This is a genomic window from Micromonospora sp. URMC 103 (assembly GCF_051386435.1).
Taxonomy (GTDB): Bacteria; Actinomycetota; Actinomycetes; order Mycobacteriales; family Micromonosporaceae; genus Micromonospora.
Window position 1 is genome coordinate 2,254,768 of the sequence record NZ_JBPQTR010000005.1, and the last position, 17,777, is coordinate 2,272,544.

The 17,777-nt window shown below is 72.0% G+C and carries 17 protein-coding genes and 1 tRNA gene; 5 read left to right on the top strand and 13 right to left on the bottom strand.

Annotation, left to right across the window (positions count from 1 at the left end):
* Window positions 1-44: 44 nt before the first annotated feature.
* The 7 genes from ACSNOA_RS23585 to ACSNOA_RS23615 all read right to left on the bottom strand — a co-directional run bounded on the left by ACSNOA_RS23585 (window position 45) and on the right by ACSNOA_RS23615 (window position 7,168).
* Window positions 45-758 (bottom strand): ABC transporter ATP-binding protein, encoded by a 714-nt coding sequence (locus ACSNOA_RS23585; RefSeq protein ID WP_436661477.1) that lies wholly within the window; start codon window positions 756-758, stop codon window positions 45-47.
* Entirely contained in the window at window positions 745-1,686 is a 942-nt protein-coding gene (locus ACSNOA_RS23590; protein WP_436661479.1) for an ABC transporter ATP-binding protein, read from the bottom strand. Before ACSNOA_RS23590 ends, ACSNOA_RS23585 begins: the two co-directional genes overlap by 14 nt.
* Window positions 1,679-2,836 carry a branched-chain amino acid ABC transporter permease gene (locus ACSNOA_RS23595; RefSeq protein WP_436661480.1) on the bottom strand — a complete coding sequence of 386 codons (1,158 nt, stop codon included), beginning with the start codon at window positions 2,834-2,836 and terminating at the stop codon, window positions 1,679-1,681. The genes ACSNOA_RS23590 and ACSNOA_RS23595 overlap by 8 nt, the downstream gene beginning before the upstream one ends.
* Window positions 2,833-3,816, bottom strand: a complete 984-nt coding sequence (locus ACSNOA_RS23600; RefSeq protein WP_436661482.1) for a branched-chain amino acid ABC transporter permease — start codon at window positions 3,814-3,816, stop codon at window positions 2,833-2,835. Before ACSNOA_RS23600 ends, ACSNOA_RS23595 begins: the two co-directional genes overlap by 4 nt.
* 66 nt (window positions 3,817-3,882) lie before the next feature.
* Window positions 3,883-5,034: a branched-chain amino acid ABC transporter substrate-binding protein gene (locus ACSNOA_RS23605; RefSeq protein WP_436661484.1), complete on the bottom strand. Its 1,152-nt coding sequence runs from the start codon at window positions 5,032-5,034 to the stop codon at window positions 3,883-3,885.
* Window positions 5,035-5,323: 289 nt separating this feature from the next.
* Window positions 5,324-6,496 carry a hypothetical protein gene (locus ACSNOA_RS23610; protein WP_436661485.1) on the bottom strand — a complete coding sequence of 391 codons (1,173 nt, stop codon included), beginning with the start codon at window positions 6,494-6,496 and terminating at the stop codon, window positions 5,324-5,326.
* A gap of 51 nt (window positions 6,497-6,547) precedes the next feature.
* Window positions 6,548-7,168, bottom strand: coding sequence for an ANTAR domain-containing response regulator (locus ACSNOA_RS23615; protein ID WP_436661487.1), 621 nt, complete (start codon window positions 7,166-7,168; stop codon window positions 6,548-6,550).
* Between the two features lie 106 nt (window positions 7,169-7,274).
* Here ACSNOA_RS23615 and ACSNOA_RS23620 point away from each other — a divergent pair.
* Both ACSNOA_RS23620 and ACSNOA_RS23625 read left to right on the top strand, forming a co-directional pair.
* Window positions 7,275-7,351: transfer RNA gene (locus ACSNOA_RS23620), tRNA-Leu, on the top strand.
* A gap of 31 nt (window positions 7,352-7,382) precedes the next feature.
* Window positions 7,383-8,129 carry a transcriptional regulator gene (locus ACSNOA_RS23625; protein WP_436661488.1) on the top strand — a complete coding sequence of 249 codons (747 nt, stop codon included), beginning with the start codon at window positions 7,383-7,385 and terminating at the stop codon, window positions 8,127-8,129.
* Between the two features lie 89 nt (window positions 8,130-8,218).
* Here the strand turns inward: ACSNOA_RS23625 and ACSNOA_RS23630 are convergent, their stop codons facing one another.
* A complete protein-coding gene (locus ACSNOA_RS23630) occupies window positions 8,219-9,397 on the bottom strand; it encodes a trans-sulfuration enzyme family protein (protein ID WP_436662424.1) in 1,179 nt (392 codons plus the stop codon).
* 83 nt (window positions 9,398-9,480) lie between these two features.
* On the opposite strand from ACSNOA_RS23630, the gene ACSNOA_RS23635 reads away from it, so the two are divergent.
* The 3 genes from ACSNOA_RS23635 (at window position 9,481) to ACSNOA_RS23645 (ending at window position 12,658) form a co-directional block, all read left to right on the top strand.
* Window positions 9,481-9,954, top strand: coding sequence for an Lrp/AsnC family transcriptional regulator (locus ACSNOA_RS23635; RefSeq protein ID WP_436661490.1), 474 nt, complete (start codon window positions 9,481-9,483; stop codon window positions 9,952-9,954).
* A 46-nt stretch (window positions 9,955-10,000) separates the two neighbouring features.
* Window positions 10,001-11,011 carry an LLM class flavin-dependent oxidoreductase gene (locus ACSNOA_RS23640; RefSeq protein ID WP_436661491.1) on the top strand — a complete coding sequence of 337 codons (1,011 nt, stop codon included), beginning with the start codon at window positions 10,001-10,003 and terminating at the stop codon, window positions 11,009-11,011.
* Between the two features lie 213 nt (window positions 11,012-11,224).
* Window positions 11,225-12,658, top strand: coding sequence for a pyridoxal-dependent decarboxylase (locus tag ACSNOA_RS23645; protein WP_436661493.1), 1,434 nt, complete (start codon window positions 11,225-11,227; stop codon window positions 12,656-12,658).
* A gap of 340 nt (window positions 12,659-12,998) precedes the next feature.
* Here the strand turns inward: ACSNOA_RS23645 and ACSNOA_RS23650 are convergent, their stop codons facing one another.
* From ACSNOA_RS23650 to ACSNOA_RS23670, 5 genes are all read right to left on the bottom strand, one after another.
* Window positions 12,999-13,922 (bottom strand): sulfite exporter TauE/SafE family protein, encoded by a 924-nt coding sequence (locus ACSNOA_RS23650; RefSeq protein ID WP_436661494.1) that lies wholly within the window; start codon window positions 13,920-13,922, stop codon window positions 12,999-13,001.
* A gap of 119 nt (window positions 13,923-14,041) precedes the next feature.
* Window positions 14,042-14,506: an RrF2 family transcriptional regulator gene (locus ACSNOA_RS23655; RefSeq protein ID WP_436661496.1), complete on the bottom strand. Its 465-nt coding sequence runs from the start codon at window positions 14,504-14,506 to the stop codon at window positions 14,042-14,044.
* An 86-nt stretch (window positions 14,507-14,592) separates the two neighbouring features.
* Window positions 14,593-15,477 carry an acyl-CoA thioesterase gene (locus ACSNOA_RS23660; protein WP_436661497.1) on the bottom strand — a complete coding sequence of 295 codons (885 nt, stop codon included), beginning with the start codon at window positions 15,475-15,477 and terminating at the stop codon, window positions 14,593-14,595.
* Window positions 15,474-16,922 (bottom strand): pyruvate kinase, encoded by a 1,449-nt coding sequence (pyk, locus tag ACSNOA_RS23665; protein WP_436661499.1) that lies wholly within the window; start codon window positions 16,920-16,922, stop codon window positions 15,474-15,476. Before pyk ends, ACSNOA_RS23660 begins: the two co-directional genes overlap by 4 nt.
* A 295-nt stretch (window positions 16,923-17,217) precedes the next feature.
* The gene (locus ACSNOA_RS23670) at window positions 17,218-17,583 is read right to left on the bottom strand and encodes a YciI family protein (RefSeq protein WP_436661500.1); all 366 of its coding nucleotides are present in this window, start codon (window positions 17,581-17,583) and stop codon (window positions 17,218-17,220) included.
* Window positions 17,584-17,777: the final 194 nt, after the last annotated feature.

A 17,777-nucleotide genomic window follows, 5' to 3' on the forward strand; every position in this document is an offset into this window, starting at 1 on the left:
CCGCCTCCGGGAACCCCCGGGAGACGGCCGTCCGCGGTGCGACGTCAGGCGACGCCGAGGTACGCCTCCTTGACCGCCGGGTCGTGCAGCAGGTCCTCGCCGGACCCCTCCTTCACGATCCGGCCGGTCTCCAGCACGTACCCCCGGTGCGCCCGGGACAGCGCCTGCTGCGCGTTCTGCTCCACGAGCAGGATCGTCGTGCCCTGCTGGTTGATCTCCGTGATGATGTCGAAGATCTGCCGGATCACCATGGGCGCGAGACCCATCGACGGCTCGTCCAGCAGCAGCAGCTTCGGCCGGCTCATGAGCGCCCGGCCCACGGCCAGCATCTGCTGCTCACCGCCGGACAGGGTGCCGCCGGCCTGCTTGCGCCGCTCGGCGAGCCGCGGGAACAGGGTCAACACCCGGTCCAGGTCGGCGGCGATGCCGGCCGAGTCCCGCCGGGTGTACGCCCCCATGTCCAGGTTCTCCATCACCGTCATGCCGGGGAAGATCTGCCGGCCCTCGGGCGACTGGCACAGCCCCCGGACCACCCGCAGGTCGGCCCGCAGCTTGCTGATGTCCTCGCCGTTGAACACGATCTTCCCGGCCGACAGCGACCGGGTGCCGGAGATGGCCCGCATGGTGGTGGTCTTGCCGGCGCCGTTCGCACCGATCAGCGCCACCACCTCACCCTCGTCCACCCGGAGGCTGATGCCGTGCAGCGCCTCGATCCGGCCGTAGGCGACGGTCACGTTCTCGAGCTCAAGCAGCGTCATCAGCGGACTCCCCCAGGTACGCGGCGATCACCTTCGGGTCCCGACTCACCTCGGCGGGCGCGCCCTCGGCGATCTTCCGGCCGAACTCCAGCACCACGATCCGGTCGGTGACCCCCATGACCAGGCGCATGTCGTGCTCGATGAGCAGCACGGTCAGGCCCTTGTCACGGATCTTCCGGATCAGGGTGAGAAGCTCCTCCTTCTCCGCCGGGTTGAAGCCGGCGGCCGGCTCGTCCAGGCAGATCAGCTTCGGCTCCGTGGCCAGCGCGCGGGCGATCTCCAGCCGACGCTGGTAGCCGTACGGCAGGTTGCGGGCCTCGTCATTGGCCCGGTCGGCGATCCCCACGAAGCGCAGCAGCTCCAGCGCCTTGGCCTCGGCGGCCCGCTCCTCGAGGATGTGCCGGGACAGGCCGAACGTCTTCGCGAACGACCGGCGCACCTGCTGCCACGTACGGGCGACGCCCGACTCGGCGGTGACCTGCGGCAACTCCTCCGGCTTCGGCCGCACCCGGTAGAGCCGGAACAGCGCGCCCGGCACGCTCGTCTTGTGCCGGGAGTCCGTCCCCACCATGACGTTCTCCAGCGCCGTCATCTCCGGGAACAGGCGGATGTTCTGGAACGTCCGGGAGATGCCCATGCGGCTGATCTGGTGCGGCTTACGGCCGGTGACCCGCTCGCCGCGGAACCGGACCGCCCCGGACGTCGGCCGGTACACGCCGGTCATGACGTTGAAGCACGTCGTCTTGCCGGCGCCGTTCGGCCCGATCAGCCCGAGGATCTCGCCCTCGTGGATCTGGAAGTTGATCCCGTCGAGCGCGACCACACCGCCGAAGCGAAGCGTCACGTCGTCGATCTCGAGCAGCAGCGGCCGCGGACCCGGCTGGGCCGGGATCTTCGGCGCCACCGTGCTGGTGGTCTCGTCAGGCATGAGCGGGCGCCTCCTCTGCTTCCGCCGCGCGGTCCTTGAACTCCCGGGCGCGCCGCCGGCTGGGGATCAGACCCTGCGGACGCAGGATCATGACCAGCACCATGGCCAGACCGAAGACCAGCCACCGGTAGTCGGCGAAGTCGCGGAACCGCTCCGGCAGGTACGCCAGCAGCACCGCGCCGAGCGAGACGCCGATCATGTTGCCGGAGCCGCCGACCACGACCATCGCGACGAAGAGGATGGAGAGGTTCGCGTTGAACTGGGTGGGGTCGATGAACGCGTTCCGGCTACCGAACAGGAAGCCCGACAGGCCGCCGAGCGCCGCGCCGATGGCGAACGCCCACAGCTTGAACTTGAACGGGTACACGCCCATGACCGCGGCCGCGTCCTCGTCCTCGCGCACCGCGAGCCACGCCCGGCCGACCCGGCTGTGCTCCAGCCGGCGGACCAGGAACACCATGATCAGTACGAACGTGATGGCCAGCCAGTACCAGGGCTTCGCGTCGATGAGGCCGAACACCTTGTTGTCCACCGACGGCGGGCCCTCCGGGCCGGGGATGGCCGAGATGCCCTGCGGGCCGTTGGTGACACCCTGCGCGTTGCGGGCCACGATCCGGATGATCTCGCCGAAGCCCAGCGTCACGATGGCCAGGTAGTCACCGCGCAGCCGCAGCGTCGGCCAACCCAACAGCACGCCGGAGACCATGGTGAGCACGATGGCGATGAACAGGCAGATCGCCCAGGTGACCGCCCACGTCGGGGGCAGGTCGAACTCCTGCTGGATCCACTTCACCACCGGCGAGTTGACCGACCCGAACAGCGCCACGCTGTACGCGCCGATCGCGAAGAAGCCGATGTAGCCGAGGTCGAGCAGGCCGGCGAGGCCGACCACCACGTTCAGGCCGATCGCCACCAGCACGTAGATCGCGCAGACGAAGAGCACACCGGCCCAGTTGTTGCCGCCGGCGATCGAGTCGGTGCGCAGCCAGGTGAGGCCCGGGATGCCGAGCAGCGGCAGGTAGTAGAGGATCGCCACGACCGCGAGGATCCCGATGGCCCGCTGCCACTTCGGCAGCGCCCGCCAGCGGTCCCCCACGGCGTTCAGCGCCCTCACCCGGCTGCTGTCCGCGGAGCGGATCTTGTCGATCATGCGCGGGCCCTCCCGAGCGACTCGCCCAACAGACCGGTCGGCCGGAACATCAGCACCACGATCAGCACCACGAAGGCGATGACGTCCTCCCAGTTCGACGCGAAGAGCGTCGCACCGTACACCTCGACGATGCCGAGGAAGAGGCCACCGAGCAGCGCGCCGCGCAGGTTGCCGATGCCGCCGAGCACCGCGGCGGTGAACGCCTTGAGGCCCAGCACGAAACCGATGCTGTTCTGGGTGAAACCGAACCGCATGCTCCACAGCAGCGCGGCCGCGCCGGCCATGATCCCGCCGAGCACGAAGATCAGCATGATCACGCGCTCCTGGTTGACGCCCATCAGCGCGGCCGTCTCCGGGTTCTGCGCCACCGCCCGCACGCCCCGGCCGTACCGGGTGCGGTTGATGAACCAGTCGAGCATCGCCATCATCACCACGGCCGACACGAGCACGATCAGCTGGATGTTGGTGATCGACGTGTTCCCGACGGTGAACAGCGTGTCCTGCTGAATGATCGTCGGCATACCGACGATCTGCCGGGCCCGCCCGAACGCCGCGGGCAACGCACCGCCCAGCAGCTCCGGCAGCACCTGGCCGAAGATCTCCACCAGCACCAGCGACAGACCGATCGCGGTGATCAGGAAGATGAGCGGCGGCGCGTTCTTCTTCCGTAGCGGCCGGTAGGCGATCCGCTCGATCGCCAGTGCCGTGCCACCGGAGGCGACCGCCGCGACGATGAGACCGAGCACCAGGAACAGGATCGCCTGGCCGATCGGCGGGTTGTTCTCCACACCCAGCTGGTTCCAGAGGATCAGCACCGCGAACGTGCCGACCATGAAGACCTCGGAGTGCGCAAAGTTGATCAGGCGCAGGACGCCGTAGACGAGGGTGTAGCCGAGGGCGATGAGGGCGTAGATGGCGCCCTTGGAAAGCCCGTCGACCGTGTGCTGGCCGAGGTGGCCAATCAATTCATCGAAATGCACCGGGGGTCTCCTTGCATCGAGTGCGGCCGGGGTGGAACACCCCGGCCGCACTCCATCGCGTAGGCGTCAGGTGAGCTTGAGCTCCTGCAGCGGCTCGATCGCGGTGCCCTTGATCTGGTAGGCCCAGATCACGACCTTGGTCGGGTCGACGTCACCCTTCGAGTCGAACTTGATGTACTTCGAGACGCCCTGCTTGTCGTACGACTTCACGTACGCCAGGATGTCCGCCCGGCTCTTCTTGCCGTCCTTGAACGCGTCGAGGTAGATCTGCGCGGCGTCGAAGCCCTCCGCGCCGTAGGAGCCCGGCGCGATGCCGTACTCCTTCTGGTAGTCGGCGGAGAAGGTGCCACCGGCCTTGTCGGCCGGGAGGCACGGGCAGGTGATGATCGCGCCCTCGGCGCCACCCGAGGCGCCCTGCGGGAACGCCGGGTCGTAGAGACCGTCCGGGCCCACGAACTTGGCCTGGACGCCCGCGGCGCGCATCTGCTTCACCAGCGGAGCGGCCTCACGGGTGTAACCGCCGTAGAAGACGTAGTCCGCCTGCGCCGACTTGATCTTCGAGATCGTGGCGTCGAACTGCGACTGACGCTCCTGGATCTTGTCCTTCGCCACCAGCAGCGGGCCGAGGGTCTTGCCCAGCTCGTCGGTGATGCCCGAGCCGTACGCGCTGCCGTCGTCGATCGCGAAGACCTTCTGCGCGTTCTGCGCCTTCAGGTAACCCGCCACCGCGGCCGCCTGCGTGCCGTCGTTGCCGACCACCCGGAAGAAGGACGTGTTGCCCTTCTGGGTCAGGTCCGTCCGGGTCGCCGACGGCGCCACCATCGCCAGGCCGGCGGCCTGGTAGATCGGCATCGTCGCGTCCGACTCACCCGAGAAGTGACCACCGATGACGCCCAGGAACGACTGGTCACCGGCGATCTGGTTCGCGAACGGGGTCGCCACCGCGGGGTCACCCTGGGTGTCGAACTCCTGCATGGTGACCTTGCAGTCCGGGTTCTTCTCGTTGAACTGCTTCACGGCGAGCTTCGCGCCGTTCAGCGACGGGATCACCAGACCGGCGTTGTCACCCGTGAACGCGCCGAAGATCGCAATCTTGCCGCCACAGTCACCGGACGCGGTGCCACCCTCGCCACCACCGGAATCCTGGCAACCAGCCGCGACAACCAGGGTCGCGGCGAGCGCCACGGTACCCAGCGCCCGTACATAGCTTCGCCTCACGGCTTCCTGACCTCCTCCAGGTGCGGGAGCGACTGACCCGAAGCGACGGCGACAGCAGCAGACCCGCGTATCCACCCACCCCGCAGGGACGCCCCCTGCGTTACGGCTCGTGATGGCGGAGCGTACCGACACCGAACACTCTCTCGGAAGGCCTGAAAGCGGGGTCTGCGAAACCGTTACGAAGACGTGCGTCGCAGACCCGATACCCGTAACAAGTCAAGCCGTCCAACGGTCGTGACGCCCTGCCCGAGCGGCGACACCGTTGCCCCAGGCGCCCTTTCCCGGCGCCTCACAGGCCCGCCGGCGACGGCGCCGACCAGAACCCCGACCGACCGCCGTCGTCCACCGCCAACCACCACCGGTCACCCACCGTCACCAGCGCCACGTCCCGGTCCGCACCGGCCGGCGCCGCCACCGGCAGCGTCACCTCACGCCACGACCCGCCCCGGTCCGCCGACACCCACACCGAGTGCCGCTCCCCGTCGGCCACCGCCGCCACCAGCCGGCCGCCATCCGCGACCAGCCCCGTCACCGCCGGCACCCCGGCCCCCGCCCGCCGGCCGAACGCGCCCGCCGCCACCCAGCCGCCCGACTCCCGCCGCCACGCACCGAACGTGCCACCCCGCAGCCCGACCGCCACCGGCACACCGTCGGACACCGCGACCCGCTGCAACTCCTCGTAGTCCCGGCCGCCCGGCAGCACCGTCCGCCGCCACGAACGCCCGTCCGCCGACGTCCACACCGCCGGATCCCGGTCGATCCGCCCCGCCGGCAACCACCCGCCGACCGCCAGCCACCCCTCCGGCACGGCCACCGCGTCGAACGCCCAGGTCACCCCCGACGCGTCACTCGCCAACCCGGGCGCGCCCTCGACCAGCGTGAACTCACCCGCGTCCCGGGACACCCAGGACGCCGCCCCGCTCGACCGGTTCCCCACGATCAGCCAACCGCCCGGGCCACCCGACAACCGGGACACGTTCACCGCCGTCGGCCCCCCGTACGTCTCGAACGGCGCCTGCACCTCGACGAGCCCGCCGTCCGGCCGCTGCTGCCACGTGCTCACCCGCGGATAGCCGTGCGCCCCGCCCGTCTTCGCGCCGATCGCCGCCGCCACCCCGTCGCGGCAACCCACCGCGTACAGCACGTTCTGCCGCCCGTAGAACGAGTCGGCCCGGATCGGCACGCTCCGCCAGGCGGCGCCGTCCGTGCTGGTCCACGCCGCCGGCCGGGTCTCACCCGTGGCCGCGGCGACACCACCCACCACGTACCACCGGCCCGCGCAGGCCACCGCGTCCCGCAGCAACAGCCGGCCCGCCGGGCCCGGCGGCGTCGGCAGGGTCACCTGCTGCCAGGCCGGAGCCACCGGCTGGGGATCGTCGCAGTCCTGGCAGCCAGCACGCTCGCAGCCGGCCACCAGCACCACCAGCAGACCGAGCACCGCGATCACGCGCCGGACAGACACGCATGGATGCTAACGACCGGGGAACGCCGCGCGCGCCCCCCGAACGCCCGATCAGGACGCCGGACGGGGCAGCTCACCGCCGGCGGTCTCCACGAGGATCCGCTCGGCGACCTCCCGCATCGTCATCCGGTGGTCCATCGCCGTCCGCTGGATCCACTTGAACGCCTGCGGCTCGGTCATGCCGTACGTCGTCATGAGCGCGCCCTTGGCGCGCTCCACCGTCTTGCGGACCTCCAGGCGGTCGGTCAGACCGGCCACCTCCGCCTCGAGGGCGGCGATCTCCGAGTAGCGGGACAGCGCGATCTCCACGGCCGGGACCAGGTCGCTCTTCTGGAACGGCTTCACGAGGTACGCCATGGCGCCGGCCGCACGCGCCCGCTCGACCAGGTCCCGCTGGCTGAACGCGGTCAGGATGATCACCGGCGCGATCCGGGCGCCGGCGATCCGCTCGGCGGCGGCCAGCCCGTCCATGATCGGCATCTTGATGTCGAGGATGACGAGGTCGGGCTTCAGCTCCTCGGCGAGCCGGACGGCGGTCTCCCCGTCGCCGGCCTCCCCCACCACCTCGTAGCCCTCTTCGACAAGCATCTCGGCGAGGTCCAGCCGGATGAGCGCCTCGTCCTCGGCGATCAGTACCCGCCTGCGCTCGGCATCCGTCTGCGTCTCGGCCACGAGCCCTACCCCCACCAGTCAGAACCCGACACCCGCCCAGCCGGGTGTCGCCGCCCTTAGCGTAGTGGGTACCCTGTGAGACGCCGCCAGAGCGTTCCGCGAGGACGTCCCCGTATTCCAATCGGCAGAGAAACGGAGCTCAAACCTCCGACAGTGTGGGTTCGAGTCCCACCGGGGACACCAGATTGTCGTACGTCTGTTCCATTCTGGTCTGGTGCACCCACCCGAAATCCGCGCTCACGCGCGACGTCTCTACCTGTCCGGAGCAACCGTCGCGGACGTCGCCCGCAACGTCCGGCTGCCGTACCGCACCGTCTGGCACTGGTGCCGCGACCGACCAGAACCGGTAGCCCAGGGAACGGCGCTCCGCTGCTTCCGGTGCCGCCCTGACGACAATCCGACAGACCAAGCGGCCTATGCCTACCTGCTCGGCCTGTACCTGGGCGACGGTTACCTGATCACGTCCGCACGCGTGCCGGTGCTGCGGATCAGTTGCAGCAAGAGCTGGCCAGGATTGATCGACGCCTGCGCGGCTGCCATGCGAGCCGTGCTCGCCGCACGGGTGCAACACGTGCAGCATCCGGGCTGGGTCAACGTGCAGAGCTACGGCAAGCACTGGCCCTGTCTCCTGCCGCAGCACGGGCCCGGCAAGAAGCACGAGCGGCCGATCGTCCTCGCCGACTGGCAACGCGAGATCCTGGTCGACCACCCGGGAGACTTCCTTCGCGGCCTGTTCCATTCCGACGGCTGTCGGGTCGCCAACCGGGTGACGGTGCGCGGTAAGGAGTACGTCTATCCGCGCTACATGTTCGTCAACGAGTCGGCCGACATCATGGGCCTGTGCCAGTGGGCGCTCGACCTGCTGGGCATCGCGTGGCGGATGAACCGGCGGAACTCGTTGTCGGTGGCCCGCCGGGGCGCCGTGGCCGCCCTCGACCGGCACGTCGGCCCGAAGTCCTGAGGCCGCCCGGCGCCGCAGCCGGCACTGGCCGTCGATCGAGCCCCCGGAAAGCCGGCACCGGTGCGACCGAGCGGCCGCAGCCGGCCCGGTCAGGCGATGCGGGCGAGCGCCTGCGCCAGGTCGGCGCGCAGGTCGTCGGGGTCTTCGAGCCCCACGGAGATCCGCAGCAGTCCGCCGGCCGGTTTCGCGTCGTCCTCGACGGGGCGGTGGGTGAGGGAGGCGGGGTGCTGGATGAGCGTGTCCACGCCACCGAGCGAAACGGCGTGGGTGATGAGGCGGCAGGCGCCGGCCACGGTGGCGGCGGCGGGCGCGCCGCCGCGTACCTCGACGCCGAGCAGGCTGCCGGTGCCGCTCATCTGGCGGCCGACGAGGCCGTCGGGGTCGTGCACGGACGGGTGGTGGACGCGTTCGACGGCGGGGTGGTGGGCGAGCCAGGTGGCGAGTTTCTCGGCGGCGGCCTGCTGGGCGCGGACGCGGACGGGCAGGGTTTGCAGGCCGCGGTGCAGGAGGTAGGCGCCGAGCGGGTGGAGGATGCCGCCGGTGACGGCGCGTACCTGGCGGAGTCGGGCGGCCCAGTCGTCGTCGCAGGCGACGGCGCCGGCGAGGACGTCACCGTGCCCGCCGATGCTCTTGGTGGCGCTGTGCAGGACGAGGGTGGCGCCGTGCTGGGCGGGCTGCTGGAGCACCGGGGTGGCGACGGTGTTGTCGACGAGCAGCGGCACACCGGCGGCGGCGTGGGCGACGGCGGCGATGTCGACGAGATCGAGGGTGGGGTTGGCGGGGGTCTCGAGGACGACGAGCGCGGTGTCGGGGCGGACGGCGGCGGCGACCTCGTCGGGGCGGGCCCAGGTGACGGTGGTGCCGAGCAGCCCGGTGGCGAGGACGTGGTCGGTGCCGCCGTAGAGGGGGCGGACGGCGACGACGTGGCGGTGGCCGTCGCGGGTGGCGGCGAGGAGGGCGGCGGTGAGTGCCGCCATGCCGCTGGCGAAGGCGACGGCGGCGGGGGTGCCTTCGAGGTCGGCGAGGGCGGTCTCGAAGCGGGCCACGGTGGGGTTCCAGAGGCGCTGGTAGACGGCGCTGTCGCCGGGTGTCGGCGTCCCGCCGGTAGCGAGGTGCTCGTAGGCGTCGCCGCCGGCGGACACCGACGGGAGTGGGTTGGTGGTGGACAGGTCGATGGGTGGCGCGTGGACGCCGAGGGCGGTGAGGTCGTCGCGTCCGGCGTGTACGGCCCGGGTGTCCACGGTCGTCATGGCCGAAGCGTCGAACATCAGGTCGTTGCGGCGCAATGGCTCCGAAGATGATTCTGTGAAAGAGGTTTGAGTTGCGATCAGGTTCGGTGGAGGATGCCTGCATGACCCCTGCGCCGAACGATGTGCGGCCGTTTCTCGATGACGTGGACCGTGCGATCCTCTCCGAGTTGGCGAGCGACGGCCGGCTGCCGAACAACGCCCTGGCCGAGCGGGTGGGGGTGGCGCCGTCCACGTGCCTGGCGCGGACCCGTGCGCTGCGGGAGAGCGGGGCGATCCGCGGTTTCCATGCCGAGATCGACCCGGCGGCTCTGGGTCTGCCGTTGCAGGCGCTGGTGTCGGTGCGCCTGAGCGCGCATGAGCGGCCGGTCGTGGACGCGTTCCGGGCGCGGTCGGTGCGGTTCCCCGGGGTGGTGTCGGTGTTCCACGTGGCGGGCGCGGACGACTACGTGCTGCACGTGCGGGCGGCGTCGGCCGACGCGCTGCGGGACTTCGTGCTGGACCATCTGGCGGTGGATCCGGCGGTGCAGCACACGCAGACGAGCTTGATCTTCGAGCAGGCGCGTGGGGTGGGCTGAGTCGCATCGGGGAACAAATCCGGCACGGAACGGGTTGGCGAGGCGTGTGATCGACGTACCGCTCTCCGTTCTTGACCTTGCGCCGGTGGCCACCGGCGCCACCGTGGGCGAGGCCCTGCGGCATACCACCGAGCTGGCCCGGCGCACCGAGGAGCTGGGTTACCACCGGTTCTGGGTGGCCGAGCACCACAACATGCCGGGGATCGCGAGCTCCGCGCCGCCGGTGCTCATCGCGCATCTCGCGGCGGCGACCTCGACCATCCGGGTCGGTTCGGGCGGGGTGATGTTGCCCAACCACGCGCCGCTGGTGGTGGCCGAGCAGTTCGGCACCCTCGACGCGCTGCATCCGGGCCGGATCGACCTGGGGATCGGGCGGGCGCCCGGCACGGACCAGGTGACCGCGCTGGCGCTGCGGCGGACCATGGAGGGCCTGTCGGCCGAGGGGTTCCCGCGCGAGCTGGCCGACCTCATGAACTACTTCAGCGGCGAGCAGCCGGGTCCGATCACGGCGACTCCGGGTCGTGGGCAGCAGCCGGCGATCTGGCTTCTCGGGTCGAGCGGTTTCAGCGCGCAGTTGGCGGGTCTGCTCGGGCTGCCGTTCTCGTTCGCGCACCATTTCAGCGCGCAGAACACCCTGCCCGCGCTGACGCTCTACCGGCAGAGCTTCCGGCCGTCGCAGTGGTTGGAGAAGCCGTACGCGATGGTGGCGGTGAACGCGATCTGCGCGGACACCGACGAGCGTGCGGAGTTCCTGGCCGGGCCGGGTGGGTTGTCCTTCCTGAGGTTGCGCGCGGGGCGGCCGGGGCCGCTCGCGACGCCGGAGGAGGCGGCGGCCTATCCGTACACGGAGGTGGAGCGGGAGTTCGTGGCGCAGCGCCGGGAGGGGCAGGCTCTGGGCTCGCCGGAGACGGTACGTCGGCAGTTGTCCGAGCTGCTGGAGCGCACCGGGGCCGACGAGCTGATGCTCACGACGCTGGTGTACGACGTGGCGGACCGGGTGCGGTCGTACGAGCTGATCGCGGAGCAGGTGGCGGGTGGCCTGCGCCGGGACGCCTGAAACACGATCTTCACGCTGGCGTCACCCCCGCGACCCGGACGCCGCCTAGGTTTGGTGCCGGTGGTGGTACGGCATCCCCGGTCGGGACGGGTCGGGGATGCCGCGGTGTGGCGCACCGGGCCGGGGCTGTGCGGATTCCGCGGCCGCGGCCCGGTGCCTGCCGCGGATGGTCCGCCTCTTGCGGGCCGACCGCGTTATTGATCGACTCCTGGGGTGGCGGAGCACATGGACCCCGAGGAGTTCCGGCGTGCCGGGCACGCCGTGGTGGACTGGATCGCCGACTACTGGTCGACGCTGGGGCAGCGCCCGGTGGTCTCGTCCGACCCGCCCGGCGCGGTGGCCGCGGCCCTGCCGGCCGGTCCCACGGCGCACGGCGAGCCGGTGGAGGCGGTCCTCGCCGACCTGGACGCGCTGGTCGTACCCGGTTTGACGCACTGGCAGCATCCCGGCTTCTTCGGCTACTTCCCGGCGAACACGTCCGGCCCGAGCGTGCTGGGTGACCTGGTGAGTTCCGGCCTCGGTGTGCAGGGGATGCTGTGGGCGACCGGCCCGGCGTGCACCGAGCTGGAGACGGTGATGATGGACTGGCTGGCTGGCCTGCTCGACCTGCCGGAGCGGTTCCGGTCGCGCACCCGGGGCGGCGGCGTCATCCAGGACTCGGCGTCCTCGGCCACCCTGGTGGCCACGTTGACGGCGCTGCACCGGGCGAGTGGCGGCCGGTGGCGTGACGTGGGCGTCGACCGGCGGTACCGGGCGTACACGTCGACGCACGGGCACTCGTCGATCGAGAAGGCGGCCCGGATCGCGGGGTTGGGCGCCGACGGCGTACGGCTGGTCGAGGTGGATCCGCGGACGCAGGCGATGCGGCCGGAGGCGTTGCGGGCGGCGATCGAGGCGGACCGGGCGGCCGGCGACGTGCCGGCGATCGTGGTGGCCACCATCGGGACCACCTCCACCACGGCGGTGGACCCGCTGCCGGAGATCGGGGCGGTCTGCGCCGAGCACGGGGTCTGGTTGCACGTGGACGCCGCGTACGCGGGGGCGGCGGCGGTCTGCCCGGAGCTGCGGTGGTCGCACGCGGGCCTCGGGTACGCGGACTCGTACTGTTTCGACCCGCACAAGTGGCTCCTCACGGGGTTCGACTGCGACGCGTTCTGGGTGGCGGACCGGGGCGAGCTGATCGAGGCGCTCACGGTGATGCCGGAGTTCCTGCGCAACGCGGCCACCGAGTCCGGTGCGGTGATCGACTACCGGGACTGGCAGGTGCCGTTGGGCCGGCGGTTCCGCGCGCTGAAGCTGTGGTTCGTGCTGCGGTGGTACGGCGTCGAGGGGTTGCGGGCGCACGTGCGCCGCGGGGTGGCGCTGGCCGCGCGCTTCGCGGACCGGGTCCGCGCCGACGAGCGGTTCGAGGTGGTCGCGCCGCACCCGTTCTCGCTGGTCTGTTTCCGGTTGCGTGCCGGGGACGAGGTCAACGCCGAGTTGCTGGGCCGGGTGAACGGCACCGGCCGGGTGCACCTGACGCACACCCGGGTGGACGGCCGGCACACGCTGCGGCTGGCGGTGGGTTCGCCGTACTCCACGGAGGCCCACGTCGACGAGGCGTGGGAGCTGCTGCGGACGGCGGCCGACGCGCTGCTCGCCGGCTGAGCCGCGCCGCCGCGTCGACCAGCGCTCGTCACGCGACGTCACGGTGCCGGCCGGGGCCGGCACCCACCGTCGGGTCCTTTGCTCTTCACCCCTATCGGCACCAGCCACGGTGGGTGACGGCCGGCTCGGCGCCGGTTCGCGGGCGATCGCCCGTCGCCGCAGCTCAGCGCGCTGGTGCATCGGTGGGTGCAGAGCAAAGCGTCGGAAGGGCGGTGGGCCGGGTCCGGTGAGACGTGACGCTGGGTGATGTCACCCGGTGTGACGGCCGGGCCGGGAGACGAGCCGGGCCGCCGCGCTGCGCAGCCGGAGGGGCGAGGTGATCGGCTGAAGGGGCGCGGCGTCAGACGTCGGCGCCGACCGCCACCGGGCGCGATCCGCCGGTGGCGAGGGCGGCGCTGGCGCGGGCTCGGGCGGTGTGCCGCAGCGCCCGCACCGCGAGGACGAGGGCGATGACCCAGCCGGCGGCGAGCAGCCCGTAGGTCAGGGCCGAGGCAGCTCCGTCCACGCCGGCGGCGCGCAGCAGCGTCCGGGTGTTGGTGAGCACGATGACGCCGCCGACCGCCGCGCCGAGCAGTTGGGCGGGGACGATCCGCACCAGCCAGGCGGCCACCGGCGCGGCGATGAGGCCGCCCGCGAGGAGCGCGGCGACGGTGGGCAGCAGGAAACCCTCGGCGCCGAGGCCGAGGAGGAAACCCACGCTCGCGGCGGCGGCCACCACGAACTCGGCCGTGTCGACCGAGCCGATCACCTTGCGGGGCTCGAGCCGGCCGGAGACCAGCAGCGCCGGGGTGGCGACCGGGCCCCAACCGCCGCCGCCGGTGGCGTCGACGAAGCCGGCGACCAGCCCGAGCGGGCCGAGGAACCGCCCGCGCAGCCGGCCGGGGGTGCGGGTGGCGGGCAACGGTCGGGCGAAGCGGACCAGCAGGTACGCGCCGAGCGCCAGCAGGATGCCGGCCATCCACGGCGCGGCCGACTCGGTGGACAGGGAGCTGAGGAAGGTCGCGCCGGCGAAGGCGCCGAGCCCGCCCGGCACGGCGATGCGCGCCACGACCCGCCAGTCGACGTTGCCGAACCGCCAGTGGGCGACTCCGGCGGCGAGCGTGGTGCCGATCTCGGCGAGGTGCACGGAGGCGGACGCGGCGGCCGGGGCCACTCCGGCGACCAGCAGCAGGGTGGACGAGGTCAGGCCGTACGCCATGCCGAGCGACCCGTCGACCAGTTGCGCGGCGAGGCCGACCAGGGCGAGAACCAGCAGCTTCCGCACGAGCGCCCCCCGACTTTTCGGCAACTCCTATCGACTTGGTCGACAATGCGGTACGCGGAGGCCGCGGTCAAGAGCCGGATCGATGGATGGGACGGCCGGCGCGGTCGGATATCGGACGCTCAGGTCCAGGCGCGGGGGTCGGCCGCGAGCTCGGTGACCCGGGTGGGAAGAGCGCCGCTCGCCACGTCGGCGACGGTCACCAGCTCGAGGATCTCCCGCTCGCTGGCGCGCAGCGCGATCCACACCTCCTGGAGGGCCCGCGCGGCGCCGTGGTAGCCGAGCTGCTCGGGCCGCTGGCCCCGGATGTGCGCGAGCGGTCCGTCGATCACGCGGATGACCTCGGCCAGCGAGATCTCGTCGGCCGGGCGGGCCAGCCAGTAGCCGCCCTCGGGGCCGCGCTGGGCGTGCACGATGCCGCCGCGGCGCAGTTGGAGCAGGATGCTCTCCAGGAACTTCGGCGGGATCTCCTGCGCCCGGGCGACCTGCTCGGCGGTGACGGGTCGACCCCGGCCGGGCCCGCTGGCCGTGGCCGCCAGTTCGGCGGTCGCGCGGAGGGCGTAGTCGACCCGGGCGGAGAGGCGCATGCCGGCAAGGTTAGCCCCAGGTCCGGCCGCCCGGACCGCCGCCCCTCGCCGCCGTCCGGCCGCCCGGACCGCCGCCCCTCGGCCGGTCAGGCACCGACGCGGCGCAGCAGACCCTCCTGCACGACGCTGGCGATCTGCCGGCCGTCGGTGGTGAACATCCGGCCGGTGGCCAGACCGCGCGCACCGGACGCGGACGGGCTCCAGCAGTCGTAGAGGAACCACTCGTCGGCGCGGAACGACCGGTGAAACCACACTGCGTGGTCGAGGCTCGCCCCCACGACGCCGCCCGGCCCCCACACCTCGCCGTGCACCGAGAGCACCGAGTCGAGCAGGGTCAGGTCGGAGGCGTACGTCAGCGCGCAGGCGTGCAACAGCGGGTCGTCCGGCAACTTGCCGTCGATGCGCATCCACACCCGCTGGTGCGGGTTCGCGGGGCGGTCGCCGGGGCGTACCCAGCCGGGCTCGCCGACGTAGCGGACGTCGATCGGGCGGGGGATCTGGGCCCAGATGCCGAGCCGCTCCGGGTAGCGGGCGAGCCGGTCGGTCATGGTCGGCACCTCGTCCGGACCGGGCACGTCCGGTGGGGCGGGCGCCTGGTGGTCCAGCCCCTCCTCGGCACGCTGGAACGAGGCCGACATGAAGAAGATCGGCTTGTCGTGCTGGAGGGCAACCGACCGGCGTACGGAGAAGGAACGGCCGTCGCGGACGTTCTCCACCTCGTACGTGATCGGCTCCGCCGGATCGCCCGGACGGACGAAGTAGCCGTGCAGCGAGTGCACGAACCGCTCGGCGTCCACCGTGCGGCCCGCGGCCACGAGGGCCTGGCCGGCGACCTGACCGCCGTACACCCGCTGCGGCCCGACCGGCGGGCTCATGCCCCGGAAGACCATGGCCCCGGTCTGCTCGAGGTCGAGGACCTCGAGCAGCTGGTCGACGGCGGCCTGGCCGACCGCGACCTTCGGTTGGCTCACTGCAGGGCCCGCGCCGACGCCGCGTCGACCAGCGAGCCGAGCTGATGTACGCGCAGCGTGTTGGTCGAGCCCGGGGTGCCGGGCGGGCTGCCCGCCACGATCACCACGTAGTCGCCCGGGTTGGCCCGGTTGAGGCCGAGCAGCGCCTGGTCGACCTGGCGGAACATGTCGTCGGTGTGCTCCACGAACGGCATGAGGAACGTCTCCACGCCCCAGGAGAGGGCGAGCTGGTTGCGCACCTCGGGGACCGGCGTGAACGCCAGCAGCGGCAGGTCGCAGTGCAGCCGGCTGAGCCGCCGCACGGTGTCGCCGGTCTGGGAGAACGCCACCATCGCCTTGGCGCCGATGGCCCGGGCGATGGAGGAGGCGGCGACGGTGAGCGCGCCGCCGTGCGTACGCGGGTCGTGCTGGAGCCGGGGCACCGCGATCGAGCCGGACTCGGTGGTCGTCACGATCTTGGCCATGGTGCTGACGGTCAGCACCGGGTACTTGCCGACGCTCGTCTCGCCGGAGAGCATCACCGCGTCCGCGCCGTCGAGCACCGCGTTGGCGACGTCCGACGCCTCGGCGCGGGTCGGGCGGGAATTCTCGATCATGGAGTCGAGCATCTGGGTGGCCACGATGACCGGCTTGGCGTTCTCCCGGCACAGCTGCACGGCCCGCTTCTGCACGAGCGGCACCTGGTCGAGCGGCAGCTCCACGCCGAGGTCGCCGCGGGCCACCATGACGCCGTCGAAGGCCAGCACGATGGCCTCGAGGTGGTCCACCGCCTCCGGCTTCTCGACCTTGGCCAGCACGGGCCGCTGCACCCCGGCCTCGGCCATGATGGCGCGCACGAGCTTGATGTCGTCGGCCGAGCGGACGAACGACAGGGCGATCATGTCGACGCCGAGGCCCAGGGCGAAGCGCAGGTCCTCGGCGTCCTTGTCCGACAGTGCGGGGACGCTGACCGCGACGTTGGGCAGGGACACGCCCTTGTTGTTGGAGACCGGGCCGCCCTCGGTGACCAGGCAGCGGATGTCGTTGCCCTGCACGTCGGTGACCTCGACGGCGACACGGCCGTCGTCGATGAGCAGCCGGTCGCCGGGCTTCACCTCCTGCGGCAGCTTCTTGTAGGTGCAGGAGACCCGCTCCTTGGTGCCGACGACGTCGTCACTGGTGATCACCACCGAGTCGCCGGTGCGCCACTCGTACGGGCCGTCCTCGAACTTCCCCAAACGGATCTTGGGGCCCTGGAGGTCGGCGAGGACCGCCACGGGCTGGCCGGCCGCCTCGGCCGCTTCCCGGACGAGCCGGTAGACCGCCTCGTGGTCGGCGTGGCTGCCGTGACTGAAGTTCAGTCTCGCCACGTTCATCCCGGCCTCGACGAGCCCCCGGATGCGCTCCGGGGACGAGGTGGCGGGACCGAGAGTGCAGACGATCTTCGCGCGGCGTGTCACGCCCATCAGGCTAGTCTCTCCTCCGGGTCGGGCTGCTGGCCGACCCCTTGCGGGCTGCGGAACATTCTCCATCGGCGCGCGGCGTCCGCGTGGATCGGCGAACGGGACCGCACCGGGAACGTGGTGGCTGGCGGGCAACGGCGACCGCGCGCCGGGAATCGTACGCCTCCCGTCGGGCCCGGCCACCAGGGTCTCCCCGGCGGCGCCCAGAGCCCGACCGCGCCGACCGGCCGCCCCCGGGCGCGACGCTAGCACCGGCCCCCGAGCGGGCGCCGTCGCCATGACGACAGCCGCCGATGGCTCAGCTCTCGGTCTTGGCGAGGGGGAACTCGAGCGAGCCGGCCGGGCAGAGGAAGGTCATCACGTCCACCCGGTAGAGCCCGGCCTGCACCGCCGGGTCGGCCTCCATCACGCTGCGCACGTCGTCGACCGAGCCGGTGCGGGCCAGCCCGAAGCCGATGGGCGGCTCGGGGTTGCGCGCCGGGCCGTCCACCGATCCGGCGACCAGGATGATCCCGCGCTGCTGCAGCGCCTGCATGTGCTCGGTGTGCTCGGCCTGCAGCCGCTGGATCGTCTCGGCCGGCAGGGCCCGGCCGGCCGCGCCGGGATACAGCACGATGCACTCGTACGTGTCGAGCGCGAAGTCGACCTGCGGCACTCCCGCCATGGGCTGCCCCTTCCCGCCAGGGCACCGGGGGTGGCCGCCCCGCGCGGGTCGGCGCCGCCGGCACGGGCCCAGCGTCGCACGGGCCGCGCCGCCGTACCGGACGCTCGGCGAATCCGGTACGTCCGCCCCGTTTCGGCCGTCCCGCGCGGTTCCGGCCCGACGGTGGCTAGATTGGCCGCTGACGACGCGCTACG

Excerpts from the sequence above, each read along its gene's own strand:
- ACSNOA_RS23585 (WP_436661477.1), bottom strand. The coding sequence starts at position 758 with ATGACGCTGCTTGAGCTCGAGAACGTGACCGTCGCCTACGGCCGGATC.
- ACSNOA_RS23590 (WP_436661479.1), bottom strand. The coding sequence starts at position 1,686 with ATGCCTGACGAGACCACCAGCACGGTGGCGCCGAAGATCCCGGCCCAG.
- ACSNOA_RS23595 (WP_436661480.1), bottom strand. The coding sequence starts at position 2,836 with ATGATCGACAAGATCCGCTCCGCGGACAGCAGCCGGGTGAGGGCGCTG.
- ACSNOA_RS23630 (WP_436662424.1), bottom strand. The coding sequence starts at position 9,397 with ATGTTCGACGCTTCGGCCATGACGACCGTGGACACCCGGGCCGTACAC.
- ACSNOA_RS23635 (WP_436661490.1), top strand. The coding sequence starts at position 9,481 with ATGACCCCTGCGCCGAACGATGTGCGGCCGTTTCTCGATGACGTGGAC.
- ACSNOA_RS23655 (WP_436661496.1), bottom strand. The coding sequence starts at position 14,506 with ATGCGCCTCTCCGCCCGGGTCGACTACGCCCTCCGCGCGACCGCCGAA.
- pyk (WP_436661499.1), bottom strand. The coding sequence starts at position 16,922 with ATGGGCGTGACACGCCGCGCGAAGATCGTCTGCACTCTCGGTCCCGCC.
- ACSNOA_RS23670 (WP_436661500.1), bottom strand. The coding sequence starts at position 17,583 with ATGGCGGGAGTGCCGCAGGTCGACTTCGCGCTCGACACGTACGAGTGC.